The organism is Mumia sp. (assembly GCF_028803055.1).
Lineage (GTDB): Bacteria > Actinomycetota > Actinomycetes > Propionibacteriales > Nocardioidaceae > Mumia.
In genome coordinates this window covers 289-11,064 of the sequence record NZ_JARBCJ010000115.1, presented here as the reverse complement: position 1 = coordinate 11,064, position 10,776 = coordinate 289, and the positions used below count along the sequence as shown (strand labels likewise).

Annotated in this window: 11 protein-coding genes and 1 pseudogene; 6 read left to right on the top strand and 6 right to left on the bottom strand. The window is 70.3% G+C overall.

Going from position 1 to position 10,776, the window contains the following annotated elements; genetic code table 11:
- A pseudogene (locus PV363_RS11815) lies at positions 1–400 on the top strand (bile acid:sodium symporter family protein); the annotation flags it as partial.
- 3 nt (positions 401–403) lie between these two features.
- Here the strand turns inward: PV363_RS11815 and PV363_RS11810 are convergent.
- From PV363_RS11810 to rplM, 4 genes are all read right to left on the bottom strand, one after another.
- Positions 404–1,396 carry a GNAT family N-acetyltransferase gene (locus PV363_RS11810; RefSeq protein WP_301022414.1) on the bottom strand — a complete coding sequence of 331 codons (993 nt, stop codon included), beginning with the start codon at positions 1,394–1,396 and terminating at the stop codon, positions 404–406.
- A 181-nt stretch (positions 1,397–1,577) separates the two neighbouring features.
- Positions 1,578–2,924 (bottom strand): phosphoglucosamine mutase, encoded by a 1,347-nt coding sequence (glmM, locus tag PV363_RS11805; RefSeq protein WP_220342023.1) that lies wholly within the window; start codon positions 2,922–2,924, stop codon positions 1,578–1,580.
- 10 nt (positions 2,925–2,934) lie between these two features.
- A complete protein-coding gene (rpsI, locus tag PV363_RS11800; RefSeq protein ID WP_220342024.1) occupies positions 2,935–3,444 on the bottom strand; it encodes a 30S ribosomal protein S9 in 510 nt (169 codons plus the stop codon).
- 24 nt (positions 3,445–3,468) lie between these two features.
- Complete coding sequence (gene rplM / locus PV363_RS11795) at positions 3,469–3,912, bottom strand: 50S ribosomal protein L13 (protein WP_220342025.1); 444 nt, start codon at positions 3,910–3,912, stop codon at positions 3,469–3,471.
- Between the two features lie 352 nt (positions 3,913–4,264).
- Between rplM and PV363_RS11790 the strand changes: the two genes are divergently transcribed.
- The 4 genes from PV363_RS11790 to PV363_RS11775 all read left to right on the top strand — a co-directional run bounded on the left by PV363_RS11790 (position 4,265) and on the right by PV363_RS11775 (position 8,170).
- Positions 4,265–5,578 carry a citrate synthase gene (locus tag PV363_RS11790; RefSeq protein ID WP_220342026.1) on the top strand — a complete coding sequence of 438 codons (1,314 nt, stop codon included), beginning with the start codon at positions 4,265–4,267 and terminating at the stop codon, positions 5,576–5,578.
- A gap of 104 nt (positions 5,579–5,682) precedes the next feature.
- Positions 5,683–6,732: an NADP-dependent oxidoreductase gene (locus tag PV363_RS11785; protein WP_220342027.1), complete on the top strand. Its 1,050-nt coding sequence runs from the start codon at positions 5,683–5,685 to the stop codon at positions 6,730–6,732.
- A gap of 21 nt (positions 6,733–6,753) precedes the next feature.
- Positions 6,754–7,578, top strand: coding sequence for a tRNA pseudouridine(38-40) synthase TruA (gene truA, locus PV363_RS11780; RefSeq protein ID WP_220342028.1), 825 nt, complete (start codon positions 6,754–6,756; stop codon positions 7,576–7,578).
- Complete coding sequence (locus PV363_RS11775) at positions 7,571–8,170, top strand: methyltransferase (RefSeq protein WP_220345315.1); 600 nt, start codon at positions 7,571–7,573, stop codon at positions 8,168–8,170. Before truA ends, PV363_RS11775 begins: the two co-directional genes overlap by 8 nt.
- A gap of 7 nt (positions 8,171–8,177) precedes the next feature.
- Here the strand turns inward: PV363_RS11775 and PV363_RS11770 are convergent, their stop codons facing one another.
- A complete protein-coding gene (locus PV363_RS11770) occupies positions 8,178–9,398 on the bottom strand; it encodes an acyl-CoA dehydrogenase family protein (RefSeq protein WP_220342030.1) in 1,221 nt (406 codons plus the stop codon).
- A gap of 16 nt (positions 9,399–9,414) precedes the next feature.
- Positions 9,415–10,287: an SDR family oxidoreductase gene (locus PV363_RS11765; protein ID WP_255559060.1), complete on the bottom strand. Its 873-nt coding sequence runs from the start codon at positions 10,285–10,287 to the stop codon at positions 9,415–9,417.
- A 41-nt stretch (positions 10,288–10,328) separates the two neighbouring features.
- Here PV363_RS11765 and PV363_RS11760 point away from each other — a divergent pair.
- Positions 10,329–10,776 (top strand): TetR/AcrR family transcriptional regulator (locus tag PV363_RS11760; RefSeq protein ID WP_301022413.1); only part of this gene is annotated, 448 nt, incomplete at its 3' end.

Sequence of the window (10,776 nt, the reverse complement as noted above, 5' to 3'; positions counted from 1 at the left end):
CGCCGCGCGGATGGACAAGCCCGTCAGGATCGCCTCGGCCGTGATCCTCGGCATCCTCGTGCTCGGGATCCTCATCGACCAGCGCGACAACGTCGTGGAGTACGCCGCGCAGGTCGGCGCCGCCGCCACCCTCTTCTGCGTGATCAGCCTCGCGGTCGGCTACCTCGTCCCCCGGTGGGCGGGCGTCACCGAGCGCCAGGCTGTCGCGTCGTCGTTCGAGATCGGCGTCCACAACGCGACGCTCGCGATCTACGTCGCGGTCGAGATCCTCGACGAGACGGAGATCTCCATCCCGGGCGCGGTCTACGGCCTGATCATGTTCTTCATCGCGGCCGCCTGGGGACTCGTGCTCACGCGCTACCTGGTCCGTACCGACGAGCGCGTCCCCGCCGACGCCTGAGCGTCAGAGGTCGCACCGGAACTCGCCGGTCATCGACGCCAGCCGGAAGCCCATCGCCTCGTTGACGGCGATCATGGGCGCGTTGTCGGCCGCGTTCCACGTGTGCAGGAGCTCACGCGGCGCCAGGTCGTCGGCCGCGGCGAGGAGGTTGCGCACCTTCATCGCGAGTCCGAGGCGGTGCCCGCGGTGCTCGGGCAGCACGAGGGTGTCCCACTGGTAGGCGTTCACCGGGTCCGAGCCCGGCACGACGATCTGGCTGTGCCCCGCCAGCACGCCGTCCGGGGCGACCGCCACGGTCGTCCACAGGACCCTCCCCTGGGCCGCGAGCTCGGCCTCCTCCTGGCGCACCCGCTCGGGCGGGAAGTCCTCCGCCTCCCACCCCATGTCACCCGCGGGCGCCTCGACCGCCATCACGCTGCGCATCGCCGCGTACGGGGCCACGAGGTCGTCCGGCACGGGTCCGCGCCAGGTGCGCAGCTCGTACCCCGCGTGGTGGGCGGCGGCCTTCTCGGCCAGCCCAGCGAGCTCGTCGCGGTCCGGAGGCAGGTCGAGGACGCGTTGCGCCTCGATGAGACCGAGCCGGAACCCGTGCGCACGAAGCAGCTCGGCGTCCGGGCCCTCGTCGTCGCCAGGCGGCCACTTCGCCGAGCACTCCAGCCGCCTGCGGCCGAGCAGCCGTACCCGGTCCTTGAGGTGCTCGATGAAGGGACCGACCGATCCGCGGTGCTCGGGGGCGGTCGCCAACGCCACCCACGCCGTCTCCAGGTTGTCGCGCAGCGGGACCTCCAGCTGGCAGGTCGCGACGACCTCACCGTCGTCGAGGCGGGCCCACAGGAGCGCCCGTGCCGTCCACGGGTCGTCCGTCCGCGCCGCCACCGTCAGCTCCGGCAGCGTCCAGGCCGTGCCGTACGGCTGCGTCGCGGCGACGCGTACCTCGTGCTCGTGGAACGCGGCCAGCCCGGCGTCGTCGGCGGGGTCGAGCTCCTCGATCTGCATGCCGTCACGGTAGGTCGGGACAGCCCCAGGCCGCACCCGGGTTTCGCCCGAGCGTCCCGCCTCGTCCGCGATGTGTGCAGCTGGTCAAGGAATCCGGGCGAGATTCTTGGACGAACCGCACACACCGCGGACGGGACGGGGCCGCACGGGACGGGACCGGACGCGACGAGTCGGGGAGGGGTCAGAGGGCGAGCGCGGAGCCGACGACGGTCGCCAGGCGCTGCGCGACGGTCTCGGCATGGCTGGCGGTGCTCGCCTCGACCATCACGCGTACGAGCGGCTCGGTGCCCGAGGGGCGCAGCAGGACTCGACCCGTCCCGCCCAGCTCGTCGGTAGCCTCGGCGACGGCCGCCGCCACGACGGGATCGGTGCCGGCACGGCCCTTGTCGACGCCGGAGACGTTGACGAGCACCTGCGGGAGCCGGTGCATCACCGCACCGAGGTCGGCGAGCGAGCGGCCCGTGCCGACCATCCGGCTGGACACCGCGAGAGCGGTGAGGACACCGTCGCCGGTGGTCGCGTGGTCGCTCATGATGACGTGCCCCGACTGCTCGCCGCCCAGGTTGAACCCCCGGCCGCGCATCGCCTCGAGCACGTAGCGGTCTCCTACGGCAGTCTGCACGACCGTCACGCCCGCGGCCTCCATCGCCTGGACGAAGCCGAGGTTGGACATGACCGTCGCCACGACCGTGTCGTCGACGAGACGGCCGTCCTCCTTCAGCGCGAGCGCGAGGATGGCGAGGATCTGGTCACCGTCGACGAGCACACCGTCGGCCGACACCGCGAGGCATCGGTCGGCGTCTCCGTCGAAGGCGAACCCCGCGTCGGCGCCGGTCTCGAGCACCACTCGCTGCAGGTCCTCCGGGTGCGTGGACCCGCACCCGGCGTTGATGTTGAGACCGTCGGGCTCGGCGTGGATGGCGATGACCTCGGCCCCGAGCTCGCGGAACGCCGCCGGCCCCACCTCGCAGGCCGCGCCGTTCGCGCAGTCGAGCACGACGCGCATCCCGTCGAGGCGTCGGTCGACCGCGCCGACCAGGTGCCGCTCGTACGTGCGCAGAGCGGTCGGGCTGTCGCCGATCCGGCCCACCGCGGCTCCGGTCGGACGCTTCCAGGGCTGCTGGAGGGTGCGCTCGATCGCGTCCTCGATGGCGTCGTCGAGCTTGAGCCCGCCGCGGGCCAGGAACTTGATGCCGTTGTCGGGCATCGGGTTGTGGCTCGCGGAGATCATCACGCCCATGTCGGCGGCGAGCGCCGACGTCAGGTACGCCGTACCAGGTGTGGGGACGACACCGAGACGGTGCACGTCCACCCCCGCAGACGCGAGACCCGCGACCACCGCGGCCTCGAGAAACTCTCCCGAGGCGCGAGGATCGCGGGCCACGACTGCGGTCGGCCGTTGGTCGGCAAAAGCTCCGGCCTCCCCCAGCACGTGGGCTGCTGCCACGGCGAGGTCGACCGCGAGCTCTGCCGTGAGATCTTCGTTCGCGATCCCACGGACGCCGTCGGTTCCGAAGATCCGACCCACGGCTCGGCCGTCAGCGCTTGCTGTACTGAGGCGCCTTGCGGGCCTTCTTGAGGCCGGCCTTCTTGCGCTCCTTGGCGCGGGCGTCACGCGTGAGGAGCCCGTCCTTCTTGAGCGTCGCGCGGTTCGACTCCTCGTCGACGGCGTTCAGCGCACGGGCGACGCCGAGACGGAGGGCGCCGGCCTGGCCGGTCATGCCACCGCCGGAGACGCGGGCGACGACGTCGAAGCTCTCGCCGAGACCGGTTGCGGCGAAGGCCTCCTTGGCAATCTGCTGGTGCAGCTTGTTGGGGAGGTACTCCTCGAGCGACTTGCCGTTGACGGTCCACGAGCCGGTGCCGGGAACGATACGGACGCGAGCGACGGCCTCCTTGCGGCGACCGGTCGCCGCCGAGGGGGCGATGATCGACGAGCGGGCCGCCGACTCCGCGCTCGGGACGCTCTCCGAGGTGTACGAGACACCCTCGGTGTTGGCCGTGAACTCGTCGGTCGTTTCGACGGTCTCGGTGCTGGACTCAGCCACGTTGATCCTCACTGCTTCCTGGGCCTACTGGGCGATCTGGGTGATCTCGAAGGTCTGCGGCTGCTGAGCGGCGTGCGGGTGCTCGGGGCCGGCGTAGACCTTCAGCTTGCTCATGAGCGATCGGCCGAGGCGGTTCTTGGGCATCATGCCCCAGACGGCCTTCTCGACGGCCTTGCGCGCGTCCTTCTCGAGCAGGTCGCCGTAGGCGATCTGCTTGAGGCCGCCCGGGTATCCGCTGTGGCGGTACGCGAGCTTGTCCTGGCGCTTGTTGCCGGAGAGGGCGACCTTCTCCGCGTTGACGATGATGACGAAGTCACCGTTGTCAATGTGGGGGGCGAACGTCGGCTTGTGCTTGCCGCGAAGCAGGGTCGCGGTCTGGACGGCGAGACGCCCAAGCACCACGTCAGATGCGTCGATGACGTGCCACTTGCGGTCGACGTCACCAGGCTTCGGGCTGTACGTGCGCACGCTAGATCTACCTTCGTATGGATGGGGTCTGACGATGCGCCGAGATGGACGCAGCAAGGCCGCGGCGGATCAAGGCACAACGACGTACAACGATAACGTGCCGGGGCGGGCTCGGTCAAAACGGGCTGCCCACGGGGTGCGTCGTACGCCTGACGCACCGATTTGATGATACCCCCGGCGGCCAAGGGAGCCGGAGGCGGTGGGCCTCGGCGTCCCGGACAGCGGACCCCCGGATTCACGTTCCACTGCAGGAGGCAATAAGTTGGAGTGGGTCCGAACACCCCAGGGGACCCCTGACTCGAGCGGCGCATCGACCCAGCGTGCGCACGCCACGGCACAAGGAGACCTCCTCGTGACAGACGCCACGCCTTCGGCTGACGGCCAGACCCTGACCGTCCGCGACGACCGGACGGGCAAGGACTACGTGCTCCCGATCGTCGACGGGACCATCCGCGCGAGCGACCTCGGCAAGATCCGGGTCAACGACGACGAGCCCGGCATCGCGTCGTACGACCCCGGGTTCACCAACACCGCCTCGACCCGCTCGGCCGTCACGTTCATCGACGGCGAGAAGGGCATCCTCGAGTACCGCGGCTACCCCATCGAGCAGCTCGCGGAGAAGTCGAACTTCCTCGAGGTCGCCTACCTGCTCATCCACGGCGACCTGCCCTCCAAGGAGCAGTACGACGCCTGGGTGCACGAGATCACCTTCCACACCTTCGTGCACGAGAACATCAAGTCGCTCATGCAGGGCTTCCGCTACGACGCCCACCCGATGGGCATGCTGCTGTCGGCGGTGGGCGGTCTCTCGACCTTCTACCCCGAGGCCCGCAACATCCAGGACCCCGAGGTCCGGCACCTGCAGATCGTCCGGATGATCGCCAAGATGCCGACGCTCGGCGCCTGGTCGTTCCGGCACGCGCAGGGCAAGCCCTACGTCTACCCCGACAACGACCTCTCGTACGCCGAGAACTTCCTCGCGATGCTCTTCAAGATGAGCGAGCCGAAGTACGAGGCGGACCCGCGGCTGGCCAAGGCGCTCGAGGTCCTCTTCATCCTGCACGCCGATCACGAGCAGAACGCCTCGACCAACGCGGTCCGGTCGGTCGGCTCCACCCAGGTCGACCCGTACTCCGCCGTCTCGGCCGGCATCGCGGCTCTCTACGGCCCGCTTCACGGCGGCGCCAACGAGGCGGTCCTGCGGATGCTCAAGCGGATCAAGACGAAGGACAACGTCCCGGCGTTCATCGAGGGCGTCAAGGCCGGCAACGAACGCCTGATGGGCTTCGGCCACCGGGTCTACAAGAACTACGACCCGCGCGCCACGATCATCAAGAAGGCGTGCGACGACGTCTTCGAGGTGACGGGCGTCAACCCCTACCTGGAGGTCGCGCAGGAGCTCGAGAAGATCGCGCTCGAGGACGAGTACTTCGTCAAGCGCAAGCTCTATCCCAACGTCGACTTCTACTCCGGCCTCATCTACGAGGCGCTGCAGTTCCCGCCGGAGATGTTCACGGTGATGTTCGCCATCCCGCGTACGGCCGGCTGGCTCGCGCAGTGGGTGGAGCTGGTGGACGACAAGGAGCAGAAGATCGCCCGGCCGAAGCAGATCTACACCGGCGAACGCGGGCTCACCTTCCCCTCGAGCACCGAGCGCTGGGGCTGAGCAGCACCCACGTCACCCGACGGGCCCGTCCACACCGTGGGCGGGCCCGTCGCCGTCTCCGGGCCCCCTACAGTGGCCGCAGCCGCCACGAGAGGAACACCCCGATGCCCGCTCCCGCCACGCCCCCGTTCACCAGCCGTCAGCTCCTGCTGCGGGAGCGCCCGAAGGGTTACCCCGACGAGAACACGTGGGAGACGGTGACGACGGAGGTCCCCGCGCCCGGCCCCGGAGAGATCGTCGTACGGGTCGACCACGTCTCGCTCGACCCGGCGATGCGCGGGTGGCTGAACGACGTCCGGTCGTACATCCCTCCGGTGGGCCTCGGCGAGGTCATGCGTGCCGGAGCGACCGGCACGGTCGTGGCTTCGAAGCACCCCGACTTCGAGGTGGGCGACGCGGTCATGGGGATGTTCGGCGTGACCGAGTACGCCCTCTCCGACGGCCGCGGCGTCACCACGATCGACCTGGCCGTCGCGGGAGCCCCGACGTGGCTCGGCGCACTGGGTCTGCCCGGGATGACCGCGTACTTCGGTCTCACCGACGTCGGCCGCCTCCAGCCGGGCGAGACGGTGCTCGTCTCGGGTGCCGCCGGGGCCGTGGGCAGTGTCGCGGGCCAGATCGCCAAGGCGATGGGCTGCACGGTGGTCGGCATCGCCGGTGGCCCCGACAAGTGCGCGTGGCTGACGTCGATCGGCTTCGACGCCGCCATCGACTACAAGGACGAGAACGTCCTCGAGCGTCTGCGGGAGGTGGCGCCCCAGGGAGTGGACGTCTTCTTCGACAACGTCGGCGGTGACATCCTGGACGCCGGCCTCGCCAACCTCCGCCGTCACGCGCGGGTGGTCCTCTGCGGCGCGATCTCGGCGTACAACGCGACGTCCCTGCCCGCCGGCCCACGCCGGTACCTGTCGCTGCTGGTCTTCCGGGCGTCCATGACCGGCTTCGTCGTCTTCGACTACGAGGACCGTTATCCGGAGGCGATCGACACGATCGCCTCCTGGATCTCCGACGGCTCGGTGGTCGCCCGCGAGACTGTGGTCGAGGGCGGTGTGGAGGCGTTCCACGAGACGTGGCTCGGACTCTTCGAGGGCTCCAACACGGGCAAGCTCGTCCTCGCGCTCACCGGGGACGGACGGGGTGTCACGGCCGTTTGACGCGATCGGTAGGTTGAGCAGGTGCGTTGGAGACTGGACCTGGCCTACGACGGTGGCGCTTACCGCGGCTGGGCCTCGCAACCCGGCCTTCCGTCGGTGCAGCAGACCATCGAGGACGCGCTGACGCTGGTGCTCCGGCTCGACGGGCCCGCGAGGCTGACCGTCGCCGGCCGTACGGACACCGGCGTCCACGCACGCGGTCAGGTCGCTCACGTCGACCTTCCCGACGAGCTCGAGATGGACGAGGCGCACCTGCTCCGCCGTCTCGACCGCGTGCTCCCCGACGACATCGTGGTGCGGGCCGCACGGGTCGCGCCCGACGGGTTCGACGCACGCTTCTCCGCGCTGCGCCGGCGCTACGTCTACCGGATCTGGGACGGCGTGACCGGCCCTGACCCGCTCCACCGCAACCACGTCGTCCACCACCACCGTCCGCTCGACGTGTCGCTGATGAACGACGCCGCGGTCGGCGTGCTGGGCGAGCAGGACTTCGCCGCGTTCTGCCGTCGGCGGGAGGGGGCGAGCACCATCCGCAGCCTCATGCAGCTCACCACCCGGCGCACCGACTCGTCGATCGTCGAGACGACGGTGGTCGCTGACGCCTTCTGCCATTCGATGGTCCGGTCGCTGATGGGCGCGCTCACGGCGGTCGGCGAAGGCCGCCACGAGCCGGCATGGATGGTGCGGGTGCTCAAGGCACGGACCCGGGACTCGCGGGTGAAGGTGATGCCGTCGCTCGGGCTCACGCTCGAGGAGGTCGTCTACCCGGCGGAGTCCCGGCTCGCCGCCCGCGCACAGGAGACGCGTACCTTCCGAGGTCCGCTCGAGAGCCCCGAGGATGACTGAGCACTACTTCGACAGCGATCCGACCGGCCCCGAGGGTCGGCGCGACGTGACGGCGGAGATCTGGGGTCGCAGCCTCACGTTCACGACGGCCGCCGGCGTCTTCGCGCGAGGGGGTCTCGACAAGGCGACGGCGGTGCTGCTGAGCAGCTCGGAGCCGCCCCGTGAGGCGCGGACGGTGCTGGACCTCGGGTGCGGCTGGGGTCCGATCGCGGTCGCGGTCGCGGTCACGGTGCCGGCCGCCACGGTGCACGCGGTCGACACCAACGCTCGCGCGCGCGATCTCACCCGGTCCAACGCCGAGCGTGCCGGAGTCGGGTCGCGGGTCGTCGTGGCGGCGCCGGACGAGGTCCCTGCGTCCCTGGTCTTCGACGAGATCTGGTCGAACCCTCCGATCCGGATCGGCAAGGCCGCGCTGCACGAGCTCCTCCTGCAGTGGCTCCCCCGGCTCGCACCTGATGGCGTCGCCCGCCTGGTGGTGGGCAAGAACCTCGGTGCCGACTCGCTCCAGCGGTGGCTGACCGACCAGGGCTGGCCCACCGAGAGGGTCGCCAGCGCGAAGGGCTTCCGCGTCCTGCACGTACGCCGGGGGTGACGGCGCCTCAGGCGACCGTGCCCGCGTGCCGGCGAAGCTCCCGGCGGGCCAGGGTGCGCTTGTGGACCTCGTCCGGCCCGTCGGCGATGCGCAGCGTCCGCAGGTGGGCGTAGAACGACGCAAGAGGGACGTCCTCGGTGACCCCCGCCGCGCCGTGGACCTGGATCGCACGATCGACGATCTTGAGCGCCATGTTCGGGGCGTCGACCTTGATCGCGGCAATCTCGGTACGGGCGGCCCTGTTGCCCGACTCGTCCATCACGTAGGCCGCCTTGAGCGTGAGGAGGCGACTCTTCTCGATCTCGATCCGCGCCTCCGCGATCCAGTCCTGGATGTTCGACCGTTCGGCGACGGGGGCCCCGAAGGTCTCCCGTGCCAGTGCGCGGGTGCACATCAGCTCGAGTGCTCGCTCGGCCATCCCGATCGCCCGCATGCAGTGGTGGATCCGGCCGGGACCGAGACGTGCCTGGCTGATCGCGAACCCCTCGCCCTCTCCGGCCAGCACGTCGGCGGCCGGGACCCGGACGTCCTCGAAGACGAGCTCGGCGTGACCCTCTCGGTCCTGGTAGCCGAAGACCGGGAGGTTGCGCAGCACCGTGATCCCAGGTGCGTCGAGGGGGACGACCATCATCGACTGCTGACGGTGGGTCGCCGCCGTCGGATCGGTCTTGCCCATCACGATCAGGACCCGGCAGTTGCGGTGCATCGCGTTGGAGGCGAACCACTTGCGGCCGTTGAGGACGTACTCGTCGCCGTCGCGCTCCATCCGCATCTCGACGTTGGTGGCGTCGGAGCTGGCGACGGCAGGCTCCGTCATGGCGAAGGCGGACCGGATGGTGCCGTCGAGGAGGGGCCGCAGGTAGGTCTTCTTGTGCTCCTCGCTCCCGAACAGCGTCAGGACCTCCATGTTGCCGGTGTCGGGCGCCGCGCAGTTGCAGGCCTCCGGCGCGAGGTGCGGGCTCCTGCCCATGATCTCGGCGAGCGGCGCGTACTCGAAGTTGGAGAGTCCGGGTCCCCACTCGGGGTGCGGGTGGAAGAGGTTCCACAACCCGCGGCGCTGGGCCTCCGCCTTGAGGTCCTCGATGACCTGCGGGTGGTGGTGGGGATCACCGGCCTCGCGCATCTGGGCGGCATAGACGGCCTCTGCCGGATAGACGTGGCTGTCCATGAAGGCCAGGAGCTCCTCCTGATATCTGGCGCTGCGCTCGGTGGTCTCGAACAGGGACATGCGTCCTCCTGGTTGGTCAGGGTCGGGGGTCGAGCAGCTGGGCCTGGTAGCGCCGCATCCCGCGGATCCATCGGTCGTAGTCGGCGCTCTTCTGGCGGTACATCGCGAGCACCTGAGGGTGCGGGAGGATCAGGAACTCCTCGGCACGGACGGCACGGACCACGTCGTCGGCGACGGTGTCCGGATCGAGGACCTCGCCGGCCGAGGTCACCGCGCGGGTGGCCGCCTCGCCGAGGCGGTCACCGGACCGCTCCCCCGCACGCAGCAACGCCGTCTCGACGCCCATGGGGCAGAGGCAGCTGACACCGATGCCCCGGTCGCCGTAGGTGACCGACAGCCACTCGGCGAACCCGACTGCGGCGTGCTTGGTCACCGCGTACGCCGCGGAGCCGATCTGCGTGAGCAGCCCCGCCGCCGACGCCGTGCTGACGAAGTAGCCTCGTCCGCGCTCGAGCCAGCGCGGGACCAGCAAATCGGCGGCACGCACGTGAGCGCGCAGGTTGACGTCCAGGGCCACGTCCCACGCCGCCTCACCGCCGAGGCCGTGCCCACCGGAGACGCCTGCGTTCGCGGCGTAGAGGTCAACCGGACCGTAGGCCTCCTCGGCACGCGCCAGGAGCTCGTCGATCTGAGCGGGGTCGGCGACGTCGGCAGCGTGGGCGATCGCGGACCCGGGGCGTACGGCCTCGACCTCTGCAGCGGCCGCCTCCGCGGCGGCGCTGTCCAGGTCGGCCACGACGACGCGCGCGCCCTCGGCCGCGAAGCGTCGAGCCAGTGCGCTGCCGATCCCTCCGCCGCCACCTGTGACGACAGCGACCGCACCGTGCAGCTCCATCCGGTCCTCCTCCGTCGGGGGCTTCTGTATACTTGAATCCGATCTCAACTTCAAGTCGAAGCTGTCGGCCGGGGCGTCGGCACGGAAGGACGGGGATGACGCGACCGATCCCGGTCGACGGCGACGCGACCGACGGCACGACCCGCGAGCCACCGCGTACGGCGCGTGGAGCTCGGACGCGGGCCGCCCTCGTCGCGGCGGCGCGACGGGTCTTCGAGCGCGACGGCTACCTCGAGGCCCGCCTCGCCGACATCACGACAGAGGCCGGGACTGCTGCGGGGTCGTTGTACACGTACTTCACCGGCAAGGAGGAGATCTTCGCCGCGGTGCTCGAGGAGGTGAAGGAGGAGATGCTCCATCCTGACCTCCGCGACGTCTCCCGCACCGAGGACCCTGTGGCCGTGATCGCCGCCGCCAACCGCGCCTATCTCGAGTCGTACCAGCGCAACGCGCAGCTGATGCGGCTCCTGGAGCAGGTCTCGACCATCGACGACCGGTTCGCCGACGTACGGCGGCAGCGCGCGCGGGCCTTCACCGCGCGCA

Coding starts and splice junctions, on each gene's coding strand:
- PV363_RS11810 (WP_301022414.1), bottom strand. CDS start 1,396: ATGCAGATCGAGGAGCTCGACCCCGCCGACGACGCCGGGCTGGCCGCG.
- PV363_RS11785 (WP_220342027.1), top strand. CDS start 5,683: ATGCCCGCTCCCGCCACGCCCCCGTTCACCAGCCGTCAGCTCCTGCTG.
- PV363_RS11775 (WP_220345315.1), top strand. CDS start 7,571: ATGACTGAGCACTACTTCGACAGCGATCCGACCGGCCCCGAGGGTCGG.
- PV363_RS11770 (WP_220342030.1), bottom strand. CDS start 9,398: ATGTCCCTGTTCGAGACCACCGAGCGCAGCGCCAGATATCAGGAGGAG.